The organism is Bradyrhizobium sp. SZCCHNS3052 (genome assembly GCF_032484495.1).
GTDB lineage: Bacteria > Pseudomonadota > Alphaproteobacteria > Rhizobiales > Xanthobacteraceae > Bradyrhizobium.
Map to the genome: position 1 here is coordinate 1,581,594 of NZ_JAUETB010000001.1, position 21,665 is coordinate 1,603,258.

At 65.7% G+C, this 21,665-nt stretch carries 13 protein-coding genes; 10 read left to right on the top strand and 3 right to left on the bottom strand.

What is annotated here, in order from left to right; translation table 11 throughout:
- Positions 1-3 precede the first annotated feature (3 nt).
- The 8 genes from QX073_RS07225 (at position 4) to QX073_RS07260 (ending at position 17,258) form a co-directional block, all read left to right on the top strand.
- The gene (locus QX073_RS07225) at positions 4-1,959 is read left to right on the top strand and encodes an HlyD family type I secretion periplasmic adaptor subunit (protein ID WP_315711799.1); all 1,956 of its coding nucleotides are present in this window, start codon (positions 4-6) and stop codon (positions 1,957-1,959) included.
- 67 nt (positions 1,960-2,026) lie between these two features.
- Positions 2,027-4,156, top strand: coding sequence for an autotransporter strand-loop-strand O-heptosyltransferase (locus QX073_RS07230; protein ID WP_316225511.1), 2,130 nt, complete (start codon positions 2,027-2,029; stop codon positions 4,154-4,156).
- A 553-nt stretch (positions 4,157-4,709) separates the two neighbouring features.
- A complete protein-coding gene (locus QX073_RS07235; RefSeq protein WP_316225512.1) occupies positions 4,710-7,988 on the top strand; it encodes a hypothetical protein in 3,279 nt (1,092 codons plus the stop codon).
- A gap of 569 nt (positions 7,989-8,557) precedes the next feature.
- Positions 8,558-10,372 (top strand): hypothetical protein, encoded by a 1,815-nt coding sequence (locus QX073_RS07240; protein WP_316225513.1) that lies wholly within the window; start codon positions 8,558-8,560, stop codon positions 10,370-10,372.
- Between the two features lie 228 nt (positions 10,373-10,600).
- A complete protein-coding gene (locus QX073_RS07245) occupies positions 10,601-14,827 on the top strand; it encodes a sulfotransferase (RefSeq protein WP_316225514.1) in 4,227 nt (1,408 codons plus the stop codon).
- 698 nt (positions 14,828-15,525) lie between these two features.
- Positions 15,526-16,119: a formyltransferase family protein gene (locus QX073_RS07250; protein ID WP_315711792.1), complete on the top strand. Its 594-nt coding sequence runs from the start codon at positions 15,526-15,528 to the stop codon at positions 16,117-16,119.
- A gap of 298 nt (positions 16,120-16,417) precedes the next feature.
- Complete coding sequence (locus QX073_RS07255; RefSeq protein ID WP_315751045.1) at positions 16,418-16,768, top strand: hypothetical protein; 351 nt, start codon at positions 16,418-16,420, stop codon at positions 16,766-16,768.
- Between the two features lie 22 nt (positions 16,769-16,790).
- On the top strand, positions 16,791-17,258 hold the full coding sequence (locus QX073_RS07260) for a hypothetical protein (protein WP_409977878.1): 468 nt from the start codon (positions 16,791-16,793) through the stop codon (positions 17,256-17,258).
- Positions 17,259-17,264: 6 nt separating this feature from the next.
- On the opposite strand, the gene QX073_RS07265 is transcribed toward QX073_RS07260, so the two are convergent.
- Positions 17,265-17,495 (bottom strand): hypothetical protein, encoded by a 231-nt coding sequence (locus QX073_RS07265; protein ID WP_315711788.1) that lies wholly within the window; start codon positions 17,493-17,495, stop codon positions 17,265-17,267.
- Positions 17,496-17,705: 210 nt separating this feature from the next.
- Here QX073_RS07265 and QX073_RS07270 point away from each other — a divergent pair, with 210 nt between their 5' ends.
- Positions 17,706-18,596: a DMT family transporter gene (locus QX073_RS07270; RefSeq protein ID WP_315711787.1), complete on the top strand. Its 891-nt coding sequence runs from the start codon at positions 17,706-17,708 to the stop codon at positions 18,594-18,596.
- Positions 18,597-18,794: 198 nt separating this feature from the next.
- Positions 18,795-20,255, top strand: coding sequence for a caspase family protein (locus tag QX073_RS07275; RefSeq protein ID WP_315711785.1), 1,461 nt, complete (start codon positions 18,795-18,797; stop codon positions 20,253-20,255).
- A gap of 75 nt (positions 20,256-20,330) precedes the next feature.
- On the opposite strand, the gene QX073_RS07280 is transcribed toward QX073_RS07275, so the two are convergent.
- Both QX073_RS07280 and cysK read right to left on the bottom strand, forming a co-directional pair.
- Complete coding sequence (locus tag QX073_RS07280; protein WP_315711784.1) at positions 20,331-20,570, bottom strand: BrnA antitoxin family protein; 240 nt, start codon at positions 20,568-20,570, stop codon at positions 20,331-20,333.
- A 2-nt stretch (positions 20,571-20,572) separates the two neighbouring features.
- Positions 20,573-21,535 carry a cysteine synthase A gene (gene cysK, locus QX073_RS07285; protein ID WP_315711783.1) on the bottom strand — a complete coding sequence of 321 codons (963 nt, stop codon included), beginning with the start codon at positions 21,533-21,535 and terminating at the stop codon, positions 20,573-20,575.
- Positions 21,536-21,665: the final 130 nt, after the last annotated feature.

Sequence of the window (21,665 nt, forward strand, 5' to 3'; positions counted from 1 at the left end):
TCAATGAAACACATCAACGACTTCAGGCCGTTCGACGACGACGACTATGTGCGACCGAAGACTCGCGCGGTCGGTCCGCAGGGCGATGCATTGATCCTCGAGCTGCAGCGGCTGCAGGGCGCATTCGACGACGGCTCCGACGAGGACCCGCGGCAGCGCCACGGCACACGGGACGGCGGCAAGAAGCGACGGCGTCCGCCACCGTCGCCAGGCAGGCCAAAGCCGCGTTCGAAGAAGAAGGGCAGCACCATGGGCCGCGCCCTCGGTGCGTCGCTGTCGCTGTTCGGTCTCGGCGCCCAGGCGCCCCGGACACGCCGGGGTGAAGGCATCCGCGAGATGGACTGGCAGCAGCCCGCACCGATGCGCGGCAACGAGCCGGAGCTGTCGCCGCCGCCGCGCCATCCGCCCGCGCGCATGGCGGGCAGCAATTCGGCGCCCCTGCTCGACCTGCAGGATGCACGACGCGACGGCAATTTCGGCGTCGGCGCGCCGCGCGCGGTCGGGCAGCAGAACCTTCCCGCCCGTCTGGCGCATGCGCCTGCCGTTCCGCAAACCCGTGTCGGCCGCCTGGTCGGCACCGCCGGCACGGCCTTGACCACCGGCATGACCTTCATTGCGACGCAAGGAACGGCGGCCGATCTCGACGACGGCTCGGACGAATCGCTGGTGCCGCGCGTCAGCCGCATGTTCGAGAACGAGCTACGTCTCGGCTTGCGGGTGCTGCTTGTCGCCGGCGTTCTCGGCGGCGGCTGGCTGACCCTCGTGCCGCTCGCCGGCGCGATCGTGGTTCCCGGCAATCTCGTGGTGCAATCCAACGTGAAGGCCATTCAGCATCCGACCGGCGGCATTGTCGCGGAAATCAAGGTCGACAACGGCAAGCGCGTCGCGGCGGGCGATCTGCTCGTGCGGCTCGACGCTACGCAGAGCCAGGCCCAGCTCCAGGCGATCACCAAGCAATTGAACGAGCAGCGCGCCAAGATTGCGCGGCTCTCGGCCGAGCGTGACGGTCTCGATCAGCCGGACTATCCGTCCACGCTGACCTCACGACAGGACGATCCGAACGTCCGCACCGTGATCGCGTCGGAGAACGCGCTGTTCAAGGCCCGTGCCACGACCCGCAAGAGCCAGAAAGAGCTGCTGCAGGGCCGCATCGTTCAGCTGAACAACGAAATCAGCGGCATGGAGTCTCAGCTCGAATCCAAGAACAAGCAGATCGAGCTGATCAAGGGCGAGTTGGCCGGCGTGCAGGAACTCTATGACAAGCGGCTCGTTCCGCTGACGCGACTGACCACGCTGCAGCGGGAAGCCGCTCGGATCGACGGTGAACGCGGCCAGCTGGTGTCCAGCGTGGCGGAGACGAGGTCCAAGATCAGCGAAGCCGAGCTCCAGACCGTCAAGATCGATCAGGATTTCCGCAGCGAGGTGGTCAAGGACCTCAGCGAGTCCCAGGCCAAGGAAGGCGATCTGGTCGAGAAGGGCGTCGCCGCACGCGACCAGCTCGATCGCATCGAGATGCGCGCGCCGAACTCCGGCACCATCCACCAGCTCGCGATCCACACCATCGGCGGCGTCATCAAGCCGGGTGAGACCGTCATGGAGCTGGTCCCCGATTCGGACGAACTGCAGGTCGAAGGGCACGTCCAGCCCAAGGATATCGATCACGTTCACACCGGGCAGGATGCGATGGTCCACTTCAACGCCTTCAACCAGCGCACCACGCCGAAATTGAGCGGCCAGGTCTCGTTCGTGTCGCCTGATATCACCAATGACCCGCGAACCGGCTCCACCTTCTACACGGTCAGGATCACGCTGTCCGACGAGGAGCGCAAGCGGCTCGGCAACGTCAACCTGATGCCCGGCATGCAGGCCGAAGTCTACGTTCAAACCGGCAGCCGGACGATGCTCAGCTATCTGATGAAGCCGGTTCTCGATCAGTGGCGCCGCGCCTTCGTGGAGTAACAAGACCGAACAGCCGCGGTCGGCGTCATCGCTCACGAATGAACGCAGACCGCGTCAGCACCTCGACATGAACGTTGCAAATTTTCCCCGCACCTCAGACCCGGCGATGGTGCCGACAAGTGCGTTACCGTCGGCCCAGCCCGGCGCCCGCACCGAGGCGTCTGATCACGCACGCAAGCCGCGACTGCCGCCGCCAGCGGCCGTGCCGACCCAGGAGGGTCCCCAGGGGCTGCGCTTCGACTTCAACGACGGCTGTCGTGTCATGCTGCCCGACACCGGGCACGCCTGGCACGTCCGATTGAGCGATCTCGAGACCGCCAACGTCCTGTTCGACATCGACCTGCGTTCTGGGCACGTCAACAGCAGCAAACGCTACTTTGTCCCGTTCAGGCTCGAAGTGTGGTCAGGGCCCGAGCTGCTGCTGTGCCACGACTATGACGCCACCGACCGCGACGTCCTGATCCAATTCCCGGTCGGCACGATCGGCGACATCATCGGCTGGATGAGCTATGCAGTGAAGTTCAAGGACCTGCATCGGTGCCGCCTGAGCTGTGCGATGGGCGAGCCGCTGATCCCGCTGTTCCGCGACGCCTACCCTGACATCGCATTCCTCAGCCACGAGACGGTCCAGCCGGAGCGATACTACGCAACCTACTCGGTCGGGCTGTTCTTCGACGATGCCGAGCTGGTCCATCAGCCCTGTGATTTCCGGCAGGTCGGCCTGCATCGGACCGCGGCTCACATTCTCGGCGTGGATCCGGCCGAGCGTCCACCTCGCGTTGCGTTGAGCGAAGACAGCCGTCCCATCGAGGACCCCTATGTCTGCATCGCCATGCAGGCAACGACCGCGTGCAAGCACTGGAACAATCCTGAGGGCTGGCAGAGCATCGTGGCCTTCCTCCGCGCGACCGGCTATCGCGTGATCTGCATCGATCAGACCGCGGAGCGCAGCCACGGCGCCTACCGGACGCAAATTCCCGCCGCAGCCGAGGATCAGACCGGCGACCGGCCGCTGCCCGAGCGCGCCCGCTGGCTCAAGCATGCCGCGTTCTTCATCGGCCTTTCCTCGGGGTTGTCATGGCTGGCCTGGGCGGTCGGCACTCCGGTCGTGCTGATCAGCGGCTTCACCCACCCGACCAACGAGTTTGCGACCCCCTATCGGGTCATCAACCATCACGCCTGCAACAGTTGCTGGAATGATGCCAGTCATCGCTTCGACCATCAGGACTTTCTGTGGTGCCCGCGATGGCAGGGCACGTCCCGACAGTTCGAATGCACGCGCCTGATCACGGCCGCGCAGGTCGAGGGCATGTTGCGCCGAATTCCCGGCTTCGGACAGGGATTGCATTCGCAACCGCGCACCTCTCAGCAGCAGGCAGCGCCCGCGCCCTTTGATCGGCATCGCACCTCGAGGGCAGAGTCTGCGCCGGAATCCGTGGAGAGCGACGAACCGGTCGCGCTCGCAGCACTGCTGGCGCGACCGTGCGGCGACGTTGCCCGCGGGGGCCTTGCAGTCGGCGTCACGGTCGCCGCCGGCAGGCTGCTGGATCAGGCTGCCGCCGGCATCGCGGAAGGCGATCGCGCAGCCACCGCGAGCGATCTCATGGGCGCGCTGCAGAACTACAAGCAGAGCATCGCCATCGTCAGGTACCTGACCGCGGCCAATCCGGACGACGCCGGGTTTCAACGCAACCTCTCGGTCGCCTTGAACCGCATTGGCGCCGTGTTGTTCGTTCAGCGAAACCTCGAGGCTGCGCATGCCGCCTATTCCGCCAGCCTCGCCATCATCCGGAAGCTGACCGCAGCTCACCGCGGCAATCTCAGCTTTGAGCGCGACCTCGCGTGGTGCCACGCTCTGCTGGCGGACGTGCTCGCCGCCCAGGGCCGCCATGCCGAAGCCTTCGAGCAGCGTCGCGCCAATACCGCGCTGATCACCCACCTCGCCCACACGGTCGCCAACGATCCGTCGCTGCAGCAGGCGCTTGCAAATTCCTACCAGAGTCTGGGCGATGCCTTCATTCCACTCGGCAACATCGACGGCGCGCTCGCCGTCTACCGGATCAGCCTGGGCCTGACCAAGCAAGGGCTGGACGCGAACGGGCAGAATGACCCGGCCTGGAATCAGATCTACACTACACTGCTGCAGAAGATCAGGACTGCGCTCCTGGCACAGCGTCAGGCCGCGCCGCCGTCCTGAACGGCGCACGGCGAGGTCGGCCTATACGCCCAGGCGCGTTCGCCTCTCACTCCCCCGGACAGACGATCCATCGTGGCGTTTTTCCAGCAATCGCGCTGCGACAATGCCGCGCGCCCTCGTCGCTGGGCAGCCTTAGGCGCATCAGACCAACCCTGCGTCTCATCTCCGGAGACCGGCCACTCACCGGCGAGATGCAGGCAGCATCTTGACGACAACATGCAATTCGCGCCCGATCGCCGCACCCCGCATTTGCTGCTTGCCGCCAGAAATCAATCACTTGGCACGCGATCGCGGCGCATCTGTCACAGATCCGCGATGTCCCGAGAACAACATATTTGCGGACTCCCCCACGCCTTTTTTGGCCCGATTGCTCCGAGCATATAGCGAGGTGCGACAAAGTAGCGCGCGTCAGAAAAGCGCGCGACACAGCGGCGCACGGGCGTGAGGCGCGGCGCAGCACGTCCGACGCAGGGCCGATGCGCTTCCGCATCGTCCGGCCAGTTTCGGTACGGGGCCCTGCCGGGCGTCGGATGAACTTGGGGAGAGATGATCTATGGCGAATAACACCTTCAACCCGACGGCGCTGGCCAACGGAACGTCGAACCTGCTGGTGCGCGCCTCAGCGCTCAAGATGTCGACCGACCTCGTCCAAGCCGGCGTGGTGTTCAACGATGCGGTGCGCGCCTCGCTCGGCCTGTTCACGCAGGCAGGCAGCGGCAACTCGAACCCGTTCCTCGGCAGCTACACGACCGATCTCCACGCCGTACAGAACGACATCGCCGCGATGCTCGCAAATCCCGGCCAGGTGACCCTGGGCGGCCAGGCCTTCACGCTGAATGCGACCGACACCGCCGTTCTCACCAACGTGCAGGCGCAGATCTCGACGCTGCTCACGGCCGCACCGCAGACCACGAATGCTGCGACGATCACAGCCGCGGATCAGACCCTGCACGCGGTCCAGCAGGAGATCCTGCAGGAGATCAACGGCGACGCGCATCTGTCCGGCGCGCTCAACAAGGTCAACTTCCTCGCCAACACCGGCGGCCAGGACGTCGGCTTCCAGAACACGCCGGCCGGTGCCGATGATGCGGCGACCTTGGCCGCAGCGACCGCAGGCAACACGCTGAAGGATGTCGGCCTCGTCTTCAACAAGGTCGTCGACCTCGCCTCCGGCGGCATCAGCACCGCGAACCTGCAGGAGGTAACGAACGACCTCACCGCAATCTCGCAGGGCCTGACCAACATCCTCAACAACAAGACCCAGCTGGCGCAGATCGAGAAGGGCGAAACGGCGAACGCGGCCGCGCTCACGACCATCCATCTGCAAACGGTGCTCGGGCAGATCAATCTCGAGCTCAACCAGTATGCCAAGGCGGAAACAACCGGCAATCAGGCTGCGCTGCGCGGCACGGCGGACAATCTGCTCGACAGCATCGACATCATTCAGAACGACGCCAATCTGAACAAGGCCGCGGGCGGCAACGGCATGCCGGGCCATGCCGGCGGGTTCGCGGAGGATCCGGGCGGGTTGACCGGCACGGTCACCAAGTTCCAGGACAACCAGGCGCAGACGAATTTCTGGGCCGCCTTCTTGGCGGAAGGCAACACCATCAACGCGACCCTGCAGAAGATCGCAACCGGCGGAGCGCAGGCCAGCGCCGCACTGGTCACTCAGATCCAGAACTATCAGGCATTTGGCGCCAATTTCGATGCCGCGCAAGGCAACGTCTTCCGTGGCCGCTTCGACAACGAGCTTCTGAGCGGCACGCTCGAAGCCGACACGGCGGCCGCGGTGAAGGGCCTGCAAGGCATCCTGAACGGCGATACGGGCGCTGCGCTTGCCGCAGACAAGGCGATGCTCGCCGCGGCCGGCCAGGGCTTCGCGGCCGACGCCATGGACGTTTCCGGCAACAACATCGCGATCGGCGGCGCGACCTATGTCGGCTCGGCGACCACGGTCTCGACGGCCACGTCGGTGCACGGACTCGCCCAGGGCACGATCCCGGTCACGGCAACCCCGAACATTGCCAACGGCACCGGCGGCTCATCGTCGACGCCGCCGGCTGGTGGCGCCACGCCGGTGAATTTCAGCCCGACCGCGCTTGCCAACGGCACCTCGAACCTTTTGACCCGTGCCACGGCGATCCAGCATTCGACCGACCTGGTGCAGGCTGGCGTCGTCTTCAACGACGCGGTGCGCGCCTCGCTCGGCCTCTTCAGCCTCGCCAACAGCGGCAACTCGCCGGCCTTCCTCACCAGCTACCAGGCCGACATCACGGCGGTGCAGACCGATATTGCGGCGATGCTGGCCAACCCTGGTCAGGTCACGCTCGGCGGCAAGACCTTCGCCCTGAACGCGACCGACACGGCGGTGCTGACCAATGTCGAGGGGCAACTGGGCACACTGCTGCAGGCGGCGGGACAGTTCGCCAACGCCAGCACATCGGCAGCGGCAAGCCAGACGATCCACGCGCTGCAGCAGGAAATCCTCGGCGAAATCCACAACGACGCGCATCTGGCGAACGCGTTGAACAACGTCCCCTTCCTCGCCAATACCGGCGGCCAGGACGTCGCCTTCCAGACGTCGCCCGCGGGCGCGGACGATCCGGCGAGTCTTGCCGCCGCTACCGCCGGCAACAGCCTGAAGGACGTTGGTCTGGTCTTCAACAAGGCCGTCGAGGTCGCCTCGGGCGGCATCAACACCGGTAACCTTGCCGAGGTGACCGCGGACTTCACCGCCGTCCAGCACGGACTGACGGCCATCCTCAACAACAAGACCCAGCTCGCGCAGATCGAGGCTGGCGAGACTGCCAATGCCGCGGCGCTGACGACGATCCATCTGCAGACAGCGCTCGGCCAGATCAACCTGCAGCTGGGCAAGTATGATCAGGCTGCGACCACCGGCAATCAGGCCGCTCTCCGCGGCACGGCCGACAACCTGCTCGACATCATCGACATCATCCAGGGCGACACCAACCTCAACATGGCGGCAGGTGGCAACGGCAACGCCGGCCATGCGGGCGGCTTTGCCGAGGATCCGGGCGGGCTCAAAGGGACGGTCACCAAATTCCAGGACAACCAGGCACAGACGAATTTCTGGGCCGCATTCCTGGCCGAGGCCAACACCATCAATGCCACGCTGCAGAAAATCTCGACCGGCGGTGCGCAGGCGAGCGCGGCCCTGATCACGCAGATCCAGAACTACCAGCAGTTCGGCGCCAATTTCGACGCCGCCCAGGGGGCCGTGTTCCAGGGTCGGTTCGACAACGAACTGCTCAGCGGCACGCTCGAAGCCGACACCGCCAACGCGGTCAAGGGCCTGCAAGGCATCCTCAACGGCGACACCGGCGCGGCACTTGCGGCAGACAAGGCGATGGTCGCCGCGGCCGGCCAGGGCTTTGCCGCCGACGCCATGGACGTCTCCGGCAACAACATTCCGGTCAATGGCGGCACCTATGTTGGGACGGCCACGACGGTCTCGGCGGCGACCTCAATCAAGGGGACCGCGCACGGCACCATTCCGGTCACCGCGACACCGAACCTGGCCAACGGCACCGGCGGCACTGCTGCGGCAGGAACCACCGCCGCCGGTGGCGCTGCAGCCGGTGGCACCGCGGCGAACGGAGGCACGTCGACCGGCGGAACGGCGGCTGGCGGAACGGCGGCTGGCGGCACGTCGACGGGTACCACGGCCAACAACGGCAGCAACGCCACGCATCACAGCGATCATCACCATCATCACGATCAAAGCCAGGGCGCGCATATGAGCCAGGCCGCGGCTGCCGGGCCCGACATGTCGCATCTCCACGCGATGCATCACATGTGGGGTTGACGAGGCAGCCGCAGCAGCCGCTGCGGCTGGGATACGGATACCCGGGAGCACAAGCAGATGAGGTCCACTCGCGCAGTGCTCCCGGGGGAAATGAGAAGGACAATGAGCCGGGCGAGACGACACGCGTTGAAGAAGGAGGCCTCGGAAGATCAACAAAGATGCACGTTCCGTTCCGCACCGCGGAGGCTCGTCACGCTGGAACTTTTCTAAGGAGAGATCGGTGACCGGTCGCAAGATCGGGGCAACTTCTTGTCTGGACCGTGCGTCGAGGCGCCGCTGAGCGACGATGTTGCGGGGATGCCACGACAGAAATCAACGAGTTAGTAAGCTTCCGACCGCCGCCGTGACCCGGCTGCGACAGGAGCCATTTGCCCGAACAACATCATATTTGAGGACTCCGCGGCGCTTCTTTTGGCCCCATTGGAGCAAATAATTCCCAGGTGCTCTGAGGCTGCGACATTTCGCCCGTTCCGCGAAGGAGCGAACGAGACGTCGCTGCCCGATCAACGCCCGCGTGCTGCCGATACGCCAAGCAGCAGACGCCGGGTTGAAACTTGGGGAGATGATCAATGGCAGCCAATACCTTCAACCCGACGGCGCTGGCGAATGGCACGTCCAATCTGCTGGTTCGCGCCTCTGCGCTCAACCCGTCGACCGACCTCGTCCAGGCCGGCGTCGTGTTCAACGACGCGGTTCGCATCTCGACCGGTCTGTTCTCGACGCCCCAGAACAGCGGCAACTCCAACCCGTTCCTCGGCAGCTACACCACAGACCTGCATGCCGTGCAGAACGACATCAACGCGATGCTGGCCAATCCCGGAGATGTCACGATCGGCGGCAAGGCATTCACGCTCAACGCGACCGACACCGCGGTGCTCACCCAGGTCTCGAACGAGATCACGACGCTGATCAACGCCGCGCCCAACACGACCAACCCGGCGACCCTCGCCGAGGCCGACCAGACCATCCACAACGTGCAGATGCAGATCCTGGCGCAGATCCAGGGTGACGCGCATCTCTCGGCCGCGCTCAACAACGTTCCCTTCCTGGCCAACACGGGTGCCATGGACGTGGCGTTCCAGAGCCTTCCCGCCGGCAACGACAGCGCCACCAATCTCGCTGCAGCGGCCGCGGGCGACCTGACCGCCATCGGAACGGTGTTCAATGCCGCCGCTGACCTTTCGCTGGGCGGCATGAGCGCCAACAACATCAACCAGATCCAGGCTGATTTTACGGCCGTGACGCAGGGCCTTCAGGCGATCCTGAATGACCCCGCGAAGCTCGCTGCGATTGAAGCCGGTGAAACCGCCGTTGCGGCCCAAACGACGACACTTCACCTGATGACGCTGCTCAGCCAAGCAAACCTTCAGCTGAACAAATACGATGTCGCCGAGACGATGGCCAATCCGACGGCGCTGCGCGGCTCCGCCGACAACATCGTCGACATGATCGACGTGTTTCAGAACGACGCGGCGCTCAACGCAGCGGCGGGCGGCACCGGCGCGCCTGGTCACATCGGCGGGTTCTCCGAAATGCCCGGCGGCCTGACCGGGACCGTCACGAAGTTCCAGGATAATCAGGCGCAGACCAATTTCTGGGCGTCGTTCCTCGCCGAGGGCAATACGCTGGGTGCGAAGTTGGTTGCGGTCGCAAATGGAACAGGTACGGCGTCACAGGCCCTGATCGACCAGATCACGAACTACCAGAACTTTGGCGCCGCGTTCGATGCGGCGCAGGGGGCGGTGTTCAAGGGACGGTTCGACGACGAGCTCGCCGCCGGAGCTCTACAGTCTGACACCATCATGGCCACCAAGGCATTGATGGGCATCATGAACGGCGACACGGGTGCAGCCCTGGCGACCGATCAGGCGATGTTGAAGGCTGCCGCCGCGAACTACATCGGCAATGCCGGAGACATTGCTGGCAACAACATCGCGATCGGCGGATCGGCCTACGTGACCTCAGCGACGAGCTTCGTGACAGCGACTGCGGTCAATGGCATTGCCCAGGGCACCGGCATGCCGGCGGGCGCCAATCCGAACATCGCCAACGGTACGGGCGGCGCCCCGGCGAGCCCGACCACGCCCGGCGGCGGCATGGGCGGAGGTGGCACGACCGGTGGTGGCACCACCGGAGGCGGCACTGCGGGCGGCGGCACCACGGGTGGTGGGACGACCGGTGGCGGCACGACGGGCGGTGGAACCGCCGGCGGAGGAACCACCGGCGGCAACAACACCACCACGACGCATCACTGCGGCGGCCACCACAGCCATCATAGCAGCCACCACACGGCGGCAGCCGCGGCCACAGCCGCAACGGCGGCAGCAGCCTCGAGCGGTCCGGACATGTCCCACCACCACGCGATGCACCACATGTGGGGCTGACGCCTTCAGCAACCTGACCAACATTGGCCGGCGCAGACCCCCTTGGGTCTACGCCGGCTCGTTGCGTTGTGGCAGCACCGGCCATCGACGCTGCACGTGGTCGGACAAGCTCCATGCGCTGCTCGAAGGGTTCTAGCCGACCGTTTGCGATCGGCCTCGCCTAAGCCTCCGTTTCGCTTCAATCCGCCTCGACAACGGCATTCGTCGAACATTCAGCAAGTTGCCATCATGAACGAGCTCGCCGTCGCCTTCCGTCCCCGCCTCGTCCCCGCAGCGTCCGACGGCAGACAGCCGTCGGCGGCCGCGCTCAATGATCAAGCCTTGCGCATCGCCGAGCAGGCCTACCGGAAGGTTCTTTCGCTTCAGCCCCGTCATTTCCGCACCCTGTGCAGCCTCGCCATGGTCCGCCTGCAGCTCGGCGACACACATGAGGCACGCGACCTGCTCGACCAGGCCGCAGAGGAAGCCGGTGACGCCGCGGATCTGCACCTGTCGCTCGGCAAGTCCTTCGCAGGCCTCGGCGACCTCGCCAAAGCGAGCGCGCATCTGCAGCGCGCCGTCGCGCTCGACGAGACCTCGACCGAGGCTAGGCTTCTGCTCGGCAGCGCGCTCACCAGCCTCGGCGATCCTGCCGGCGCGGTTCGGCATCTGGAGCTGTTGCTGGCTGCGGACGCGGGCAGCGCCGATGCGCACCAGGCGCTCGGCTTTGCCTTGCAGCGCCTCGACCAGTACGAGCGCGCGCTCGCGCATCACGAGGCCGCACTCGACGCGCGGCCGGATTTCGCCGCAGCCGCCGCCAGCCTTGGCGACGCCTGCCGCATGCTTGGGCGGCACTCGGAAGCCATTGTCCACTACTCGCGCGCGCTCGCGATCCAGCCCAACGCGCCGGTCGTGCTGCTCAACATCGGCGGCTGTCAGCAGGCCACCGGTCAGCTCGACGCCGCGATCCACACCTATCAGCAGGCCCTTGCCCTGAACCCCCGGCTCGCAGAGGCGCACTACAATCTCGGCAATCTGCACCTGGAGATGAAGAGCGGCCCTGCCGCCATCTTCCATTACGAGCGTGCCATCGCCGCGCGGCCGGACTTCCCGGAGGCCCATAACAACCTCGCCAATGCGCTGCGATCGCGCGGCAAGCACGACCTGGCGCTCGCGCATTACGACGAGGCGGTACGCCGGCGCCCCGACTATGCCGTCGCCCACCGCAACCGCGGCGATGCACTGCGCGACATCCAGCGCTACGAGGACGCCGTCGCGAGTTATCGAACCGCCCTCGCCCACGATCCCCGCGATGCCACGACGATGAACCATCTCGCTGGCGTGCTGATGATCCTGGGGCGGCTCGACGAGGCGGCGCTCGCGTATGAATCGGCCCTGGCTGTCAACCCGCGCAGTATCGGCACGCACCTCAATTACGGCGTGGTCAAGCCGTTCGCGGTCGACGACGCGCGCTGGGCACCTCTGCAGGATCTGGCCGCGAGATCGGAGACACTCACCGAGGATGCGCGCATCGCCCTGCACTTCACCCTCGGGCGGGCTTATGCCGACATCAAGGACGGCGAACGGTCGCTGGTGCACCTCAACGCCGGCAATGCTCTCGAGCGCCGCCGCATCAACTATGACGAGAACCAGACGCTGCGCCAGATCGAGCGCATCCGCGCGGTGTTCTCCAGGGACATGCTACAGGCGCGCGCAGGCCATGGCGATCCATCGCACGCGCCGGTGTTCGTCATCGGCATGCCCCGGTCCGGCACCAGCCTGGTCGAGCAGCTCCTCGCCAGCCATTCCGCCGTGCATGGCGCCGGCGAGGTCAACTATTTCGCGGCCGCCGCGGGGCTGTTCACCGATCGTGACCGCGGTGACTATCCGGAGATGCTCGCCAAGCTGTCCGACGCCGACATCACGACCCTCGCGCACGCCTATCTCGACCGGTTCACGGACCTGCCGGCGGACACCAAGCGCATCGTCGACAAGATGCCGTCGAACTTCCTGTTCGCCGGGCTGATCCATCTCGCGCTGCCGAATGCCCGGATCATTCACGTCCGGCGCAATCCGATCGACACCTGCCTGTCCTGCTACACCCAACTGTTCGCCGAGCCGCAGCCCTTCGCCTACGATCTGGCCGAGCTCGGCCGCTACTACCGGGCCTACGACGCCTTGATGAGCCATTGGCGCTCGGTGCTGCCAGAGGGCGTCATGCTGGAGGTGACGTATGAGGACATGGTGCGCGACTTCGATGCGCATGCCCGCAAGATCGTTGCGCATTGCGGGCTCGATTGGGATGACGCCTGCCTGTCGTTCCACGAGAACGAGCGTCCGGTGAACACCGCCAGCCTGGTCCAGGTCCGTAAGCCGCTGTTCTCCGGATCGGTCGGCCGCTGGCGCATGTATGGCGACCGGCTCAAGCCGCTGCTCGATGCGCTCGGCAGCGAGGCCGTGCGGCCGACGATTGCCGAGGCGATCGCGGGCGCCAAGCCGCCCCAGCCGGTGAACGTCGCTCCGCCCGTGGTGACGCCGACGACAGCATCGCTTTCCTTCGCTTCGCAGCAGGCCGGATCGCTGCAGACTCTGGCCGAAGGCGCCGCCGCCGTGGCAAAGAAGCTGCAAGGCCGCGGTGACTTCAAGGATGCCGAGACGATCTTCAAGCTGATCCTCGCGGGGCAGCCGAACCAGTTCGACGCGCTGGTCGGGCTCGGCATGGTCTGCACCACCGCCAACCGGCTCGACGAGGCCAAGGAGTTCTTCCGGCGCGCGGTCGCGGTGAACGACAAGTCCGCCGAGGCCCATGGCAGCATCGGAGCCGTCGAGGCCTCCGCCGGCCATTATGAGACGGCCGTCCAGCACTACGAGACGGCACTTGCGCTGGCGCCGAGCCACGCCGGCATCCTCTATGCCTTCGCCATGGTGCGCCAGAACCAGGGGCTGATCGACGAGGCGATGGCCCTGCTCCGGCGGGCGATCGACAACAAGCCGCAGCACCTCGATGCGCATTTTGCGCTCGGCAACCTGCTCTATACGGCGGGCAAGGATATCGAGGCGGCGAAGCACTATCTCAAGGTTCTCGACTTCAGTCCTGAACACGCCGAGACCCACAACAACATCGCCAACGTGCTGCTGCGCCAGGGCCATCGCGAGCGCGCCATCGAGCACTACAAGCGGGCGATCGCGAGCCGGCCCGACTATGCCGACGCCTATGGCAATCTCGGCAATGCCTTCCTTGAGCTCAACCGGCTCGAGGAATCGATCGAGCAGAACCTGCTGGCCATCAAGATCAAGCCGGAACGCTTCGGCTCCTACAACAATCTCGGCGTCGCCTACCAGGCGCTCGGCCGCTTCGACGAGGCGACGGCGGCGTTCCAGAAGGCCTTGGAGCTGGCGCCGGACGACGCGCCGATCCATCTCAATCTCGCGAACATGTCGAAGTTCAAGCCGGACGACAGCCGGCTTCCTGGTCTGCGGCAGCTCCTCGAACGCGTCGACCGTCTCGATCAGGAGAAGCAGATCGCAGCCCATTTCGCGATGGGCAAGGCGTTGTCCGACCTGAAGGACTACGACCAGGCCTTCTCGCATCTGCACAAGGCGAACACCCTCAAGCGCAAGACCTTCGACTACGACTCCGAGCAGCGGCTCGGCATGATGAAAAATGTCGCGGCGCGCTTCACGCCGGAGTTCTTTCGCATGGTTGCAGGGCACGGCGACGACTCCTGGGCCCCGATCTTCATCGTCGGCATGCCGCGCTCCGGAACCACCCTGATGGAGCAGGTGCTGGCCAGCCATTCCAAGGTCTTCGGCGCGGGCGAGCTCGAGACCTTCAAGGATCTCGTCGGCGAATGCGCCAACCGCCAGAAGATCGTTCCGGCGTATCCCGATCTGATCACGCTGCTGCCACCCGAGGAGATGACGAAGATCGGTCAGGAGTACACCGCCCGCGTTCGGACGCTGGCGCCCGAGGCCGAGCGCATCGTCGACAAGATGCCGCTGAACTTCCTGTTCGTCGGGATGATCCATGCGGCGTTCCCGCGCGCCAGGATCATCAACACGCGGCGCGACCCGCTCGACAATTGCGTTTCCTGCTACTCGCTGCTGTTCACCGGCTCACAGCCCTTTGCTTACGACCTGACCGAGCTCGGCCACTACTACCGGGGCTATGAGGGCGTGATGGAACACTGGCACCAAGTGCTGCCGCCCGGCGTCCTGATGGACGTTCGATACGAGGATCTGGTCGACGACCTCGAGGGCGTGTCGCGCCGCGTGCTCGATCATTGCGGCCTCGACTGGGAGGATGCCTGCCTCGACTTCCATCGCACCGAGCGCATGGTGCGCACGGCGAGCCTGATGCAGGTGCGCGAGCCGATCTACCGCCGGTCGATCGGAAGCTGGCGCCGCTACGAGAAACATCTCGGACCGCTTTGCGAAGCCCTCGGCATCGACCTTCCGCCGCCCGAATCCACATGACCGCCGGCAAATAACCGGGTGCTGTTGCCCAGGGATTGGTGACAGGCGCGGCACCCGGCTATCCGGCCGCGCGGCGGAGCGGCCGGAGCATTGTGCTCCGTGGCCTTTAAGAAATTATCTTCGTCATATGCAGAAGCGTCAGTTTTAATACGCAGACCGACAACTAATTACACAATCAAAGGTTTATCTATCCACTCAGCCATTGGCTGAGGCGAATTGCGTTCGCAGACCGGTCAGATCGAACCCATGAGCCACCAGGATAGCACCTTCGGTCGTCCTTATCAGTTCAATTGATAGTTCGCTCCTATGGGGTTTGAGGCCTGTCGACGGGCATGCCGCGATGCGGCACCGGTCCGGACACAACCTTTCGGCGAGTTTCGGGTATCGGTCCTGCCTCGCGGTCCATCTGATGCTGACGCCGGTCCCAACGAGGGTGTGTCATCCGCCACGGTCATCTCGGCCTGCACCTTGATGGCCCCCACGGCATTCGGCGAGGTTGAAGCGCCCGCCCAACTCTGGCTCGCAGCAGCTTTCTCCTTTCCCGTTTGAATCCCCCGGCGCCTCCACCGGCCGGACGAAGCCAGACTGTGACGACGGCCCAGCAGGCGCTTGACCTGGAGGCCAAGGCTTGGTTTGACCCGTTTCATCCGGTCAGAGCCCGACCGGATCCAGCCCCCAACCGTGGAAGATCCCTGACCATGCGCATCACTCTCGTCGGCTCCCGCCATTTCGGTGTCGCCACACTGAACATGCTGCGCGAGAGAGGAATCGAGATCGCGCGGGTCGTCGTTCATGATGGCGAGGACCGGCTCGCAGCCGCGGCGCGAGCAGCCGGGATCGAGGTCGTGGTCCAGGCCAATCCGAAGGTCGTGCCCGCCGGTGAGATCGCCCCCGACACGGACCTGATCGTCACGGCACATAGCCACGCCCGCGTCACCCACGAGGCCGTCGCAGCCGCCCGGCTCGGCGGCATCGGCTACCATCCCTCGCTGCTGCCGCGCCACCGGGGCATCGCCGCAGTGGAGTGGACCATCAAGGAGGGCGATCCGATCGCGGGCGGCACCATCTACCACCTCGCCGACCGCATGGATGCCGGCGCCATCGCCGCCCAGGAATGGTGCTTCGTCAAGAAGGGCGAGACCGCGCGCGAGCTGTGGGAGCGCGCTCTCGCACCGCTCGGGCTCAAGTTGCTCGGCGATGTCGTCGAATCGGCCAAGGCGACCGGCACGATTCCGGCCAAGCCGCAGGACGAGCAGTTCGCGACCAACGCGCCCAGCCTCACCCCGCACTGAACATCTGATCGCATCGCCCCGATAAGTTGTGGACATCCTCCCCGCTGGCGCCTTCGCGGTGCCCTGCGAACGGCAGCATGGGCGGTCAGCGGAAGGATGTGGGCGGTCGTCCGCTCATGTGGTGGGCGAAGGCGCAGTTTGCGCACAATGCCGCCCGAATGGCTCAAAGCCGGGTTCCGCATTAATCGTTAATGGACTGAAATTGCTCGATAAAAATTCGTTGCGGCGCTGCGGCAAATTTTCGTCACAATTCCTCCAAATAAGGTACCAATCAAACGACATTGAGGGACAACGATTCATGCGTCTCGACCGCATTGGAATGGCTTTCGCCGCGTCGATCCTGGTGGGTAGCTCGGCCGCCCCCGCATTCGCCCAGTCGCCCTATGACGGTCAGTGGCAGGTGACGATCGTCACCAACAGTGGCAGCTGCGAGCCAACGGCCAGCTCGACCTTGATCGTCGCAGACGGTAAGATTTCTGCGGCTGGCGCCAATGTGTCGGGTTCGATTGGACGCGAAGGCCTCGTCAAGGTCTCCATCAATGGCGCATATGCGAATGGGCAGCTCAACGGCAATTCTGGCTCGGGCAAGTGGAACGGCGCCTCGGCCGGCATCCCCTGTAGCGGCCGCTGGCAGGCTTCGCGCCTGTAACGGCGCGCACACGCTCCTGAAGATGGTGCGGCGGGCCGCGGCCGCCGCCGTCGTTTTGACAGCGGGTATGACCGCCTCGCCGGGACACGCCGATCCGGGCCCCTTCACCGGCATGGCCGGAACGTGGGGCGGCAGCGGCACGGTTGCCCTTGAGGACGGCTCAACCGAGCGTATCCGGTGCCGGGCCAATTACGGCGTCTCGGGACCGCGGATGACGCTCGTCCTGACCTGCGCAAGCGATGCCTACAAGTTCGGGCTGCAGGCCGAGGTGATCGCCGAGGGCTCGGCCATCTCGGGGACCTGGAGTGAGACCAGCCGCGGCATCAATGGCGTGCTGCAGGGCCGTGGCGGCGGCGGCAACTTCCAGCTGCTCGCGACCACCGCCGGCTTCAACGCCAACATCGCGCTCGCCACCCGCGGCAAGAGGCAGTCCGTGTCGATCCGGGCCGACAGCCAGTTCCGCGCAGCCAACATTTCACTGTCGCGGTGATCTCGATCAACCGCCACGCTTGGCGCCGGGGATTGCACCTGCGGAGGGCGCCGGAGCAAGCTGCGCGGCGGTGCGCTTGATGGTCTTGGCGACCAGCAGCGCCTGCTCCCGCGTCATGGCGAAGTCCTGCACACCTTTATGGGTGGTCAGCGACAGCACCATGAGATGAGGCTCCCGCTCCGGCCAGCCGGTGGCAAAGGCGGTCACGAAGTCGGCTGAAGCGGCGCGTTCGGTCATGTCGTGTCTCTGGCTGCCTTGGGCTGTATCGCGGCGGTCGCTTTAGGACGAAACACAGCCACACTCCACGTTTTTCTCGATGACACGCGTCCGTCGCGAGCGAACCTGGCGCGGCGTTGGTGCACTGCACCGTTGATTTCATTTGCATTGCTCTGCACGCGAGGTGATACAGCCCGCCTTCGCCGCCCTCCTCCCTCTCCCCGCCACCTCATGAATCGTCCCGCTTCGAAACTGATCGCCGCACTGTGGATGACGGGCTGGCTCGGCCTGATGCTGGTGATGGCGGTGGCCGGACGCGAAGCCATGCGCGAGCTCAACGTGTTCGAGCTGATGGAGCTGCGCTGCCTGATCGGCCTGGTGATGCTGTCGCCGGTCATCGCATTGAGCGGCGGCTTTGCCAGGCTGCGCACCTCGCGCCTCAAACAGCACGCGGCGCGCAACCTCGTCCATTACGGCGCGCAGCTCGGCTGGTTCTTCGCGCTCACCTTGATCCCGATCGGCCAGGTGGTGGCGATCGAGTTCACGATGCCGATCTGGACGGCGCTGCTGGCGGCGGCCTTCCTCGGCGAGCGCATCACCCTGTTCAAGCTGGCGGCGATCGGGCTCGGCCTCGTCGGCGTCGTCGTGATCGTCCGCCCGGATACCGGGGCGATCAATCCGGGACAGCTCATCGCGCTGGCCGCCGCAGTCGGCTTCGGTATCTCGATCGCGCTGGTCAAGCTGCTGACGCGCACCGAGCCCACCGTGTCAATCATCTTCTGGATGCTGGTGGTGCAGTCCATCGCCGGCCTCATCCCTTCGCTCGTATTCTGGACGCCGCCCTCGGCCGCGACCTGGGGCTGGATCCTCCTCGTCGCCTTCTGTGGGACCTTCTCGCATTTCTGCATGACGCGGGCGCTGCTCTACGCCGACGCCACCATCGTGGTGCCCATGGATTTTCTCCGCGTTCCGCTGACCGCCACCGTCGGCTGGCTGGTCTATGCGGAGCGTCTCGACGGATTGACCGTGGTTGGCGCTGCGTTGATTCTCGCCGGAAACCTGCTGAACCTGCGTCCGCCGCAGCCTCGGGCCGTGCCGATGGGCAGTTCGGCAGGGACCTGAGGCGCCGGGGGCCCCTCAAACGGCGTGATCCGGATCACGGAACCGGCGCGCCACACGCGATCGTCGTGGATCGGGCGCAACACCCGCGAACTGGTTTGTGGCGGAAGCGTGATTTTTTGCCTGGGAACAAGACTTTTCGCGCCGATCCGCGACAAATGCTGCAGTGAACGCTTCGCTTGATCGTTGGGGGATCTCCTGATGCGCTATCTCACCGTCGCCCTGTCCCTGCTCTGCATGGTGCTGACCGCTGAAGCCGCCAAAGCCGACCGCCGCGTCGCCTTCGTCGTCGGAAACGGCGCCTATAAGAGCGTGGCTCAACTGCCGAACCCGCCGGTCGACGCAAAGGCCATGGCGGCCACCCTGCGCAACGTCGGCTTCGACGTCGTCGAGGGCACCAATCTCACGCGCGACAAGATGACCGAGAAGCTGCTCGATTTCGGTCGCAAGGCGCAGGGCGCCGACATCGCGGTGTTCTATTACGCCGGGCACGGCATCGCCATTGCGGGCACCAACTACCTGCTGCCGGTCGACGCCGACCTGAAGTCGGAAATGGACGTCAAGCTGGGCTCAGCCATCAATATCGACGTGACGCTCGACCAGACGATGGGGGACGCCAAGGTCAAGCTGGTCTTCCTCGATGCCTGCCGCGACAATCCGTTCGCCGCCAAGATCAAGTCGAACTCGCCAACCCGCAGCGTGTCGGTGCAGACCGGTCTGGCCGAGATGAAGTCCGGCGAGGGCACGCTGATCGCGTTCGCCACCGGCCCGGGCCAGACCGCCCTCGACGGCGAGGCCGGCGCCAACAGCCCGTTCACCCGCGCGCTGATCTCGCACATCGCCCAGCCCGGCGTCGAGATTCAGCAGGCCATGACCGCCGTGCGCGCCCAGGTCAATGAGGAGACCAGCAAGGGCCAATTGCCCTGGGGGCATACCAACCTGATCGGCGCGGTCTACCTCAACCCGGCGGCTGCCCCCGCTGCAACGGCCGCCACGGCCGGCACGACGCCGGCCGTCGCGACGGCCACCGTGACCGCAGGCGAAGCCGAGCTCGAATTCTGGCGCTCGGTGAAGGACTCCAACAAGCCGGAAGAGCTCAACGCCTATCTCTCGACCTACCCGAACGGGCAGTTCAAGTCGCTGGCGATGGCGCGCATCGCCGCGATCGAGAGCGGGGCCATCAACACCGCCACCCGCAACGTCGCCAAGGGCGTCGATCCCGCCACCTACACCGAGGAAGGCACTCAGGTCAGCGAGGATCAGATCGGCCTCGACAAGACCAAGCGCCGCGACGTGCAGCGGCGGCTGACCGGTCTTGGCTTCGACACCAAGATGACGGGCGTGTTCGACGACCAGACCCGCGGCGTCATGAAGCGCTGGCAGGCGGCCCGAGGCTATCCGTCGACCGGATTCCTGACCAAGCTGCAGCACAAGGCGCTGCTGGCAGAGCCGCAGCCGGCGCCGGCGACCGCCGCAGTCGGCGATGAGGCCAGGCCGCGCCGCGCCAAGCCGGCGGGCAACGTCGCGGCCGGCGGCCCGCCGCCGCAGGGTGCGCCGGTCTATCGCAATCCGCCGCCGCAGGACAACGCGGGCAACGCCGCCGGCGCCGCCTTCATCGGTGGCATGATGGGCGGTGTGCTCGGCAGCGCGCTGCGCCGGTAAACGTCTTCGTCTTTCCCGCGTAAAAAAAGCCCGGAGCACGAGCTCCGGGCTTGTTCGTTAGAATGCAGCCGGCCCTCAGAGCCCTGCCGCCTTGCGCAGCGCCGCATTGATGCGGTCCTGCCAGCCCGGCCCTTCGGACTGAAAGTGCTCGAGAACGTCCTGGTCGATCCGCAACGTCACCTGCTCGCGCACGCCAGGAACCGCCGCCTTCTTCGGCGGCGCCTCCACCGGCTTGGTGGTCACCTTCTTGAACGCGGCCTCGGCCTCGGTACGGGCGTCAGCGAGCGTGCGGGGCCGCCGCGGCTGGTCGGCCATGGTCAGATCCCCTCGAACAGTGCGGTGGACAGATAACGTTCGGAGAACGAGGGCACGATCGCCAGGATCGTCTTGCCCGCGCTTTCCGGTCGCTTGCCGATCTCGATCGCGGCCGCAATCGCCGCACCCGAGGAGATACCGCCGGGAATGCCCTCGTTGCGGGCCAGCGCGCGCGAGGTCTCGATGGCGGTGGTGCTGTTGATCTTGACGATCTCGTCGATCACGGACCGGTCGAGAATGTCGGGCACGAAGCCGGCGCCGATGCCCTGGATCTTGTGCGGCGAGTGCTGGCCGCCCGACAGCACCGGGCTCTCCTCCGGCTCGACCGCGACGACCTTGAGGCCGGGCTTGCGCGCCTTCAGCACCTGGCCCACGCCGGTGATGGTGCCGCCGGTACCGACGCCGGCGACGAACACGTCGATATTGCCCGCCGTGTCGTTCCAGATCTCCTCGGCGGTGGTGCGGCGATGGATGTCCGGGTTTGCGAGGTTCTTGAACTGCTGCGGCATCACCGAGTTCGGCGTCGTCCGCAACAGCTCCTCGGCGGTGGCGATGGCGCCTTTCATGCCCTGCGACGCCGGCGTCAGCACGATCTCAGCGCCGAGGAACGCGAGCATCTTGCGCCGCTCCACCGACATCGACTCCGGCATCACCAGCTTCAGCTTGTAGCCGCGCGCCGCAGCAACGAAGGCCAGCGCGATGCCGGTATTGCCCGAGGTCGGCTCGATCAGCACGGTGTCGGGCTTGATCACGCCGGCCTGCTCCATCGCCAGGATCATGCCGACGCCGATCCGATCCTTCACGCTCGCGGCGGGATTGAAGTATTCCAGCTTGGCGAGGATGGTCGCCTTGACGCCATGTTGCTCCGGCAGCTTTCGCAACCGCACAATCGGCGTATTGCCGAACGCGTCGACAATTGAATCAAATACGCGCCCGCGTCCGGGACGCTGTGCTGACGACTCCATGAAATCACTCCTCTGCGCGCCCCGCGCGACGTCGACAACGCTTCCGACCATCTTCAGCGAGCCTGTTGCGCTGCGCAAGCACGTTTGCGCGATCTTAGGACGATCGCGGCGCACAACAAGTCGTGGCTAA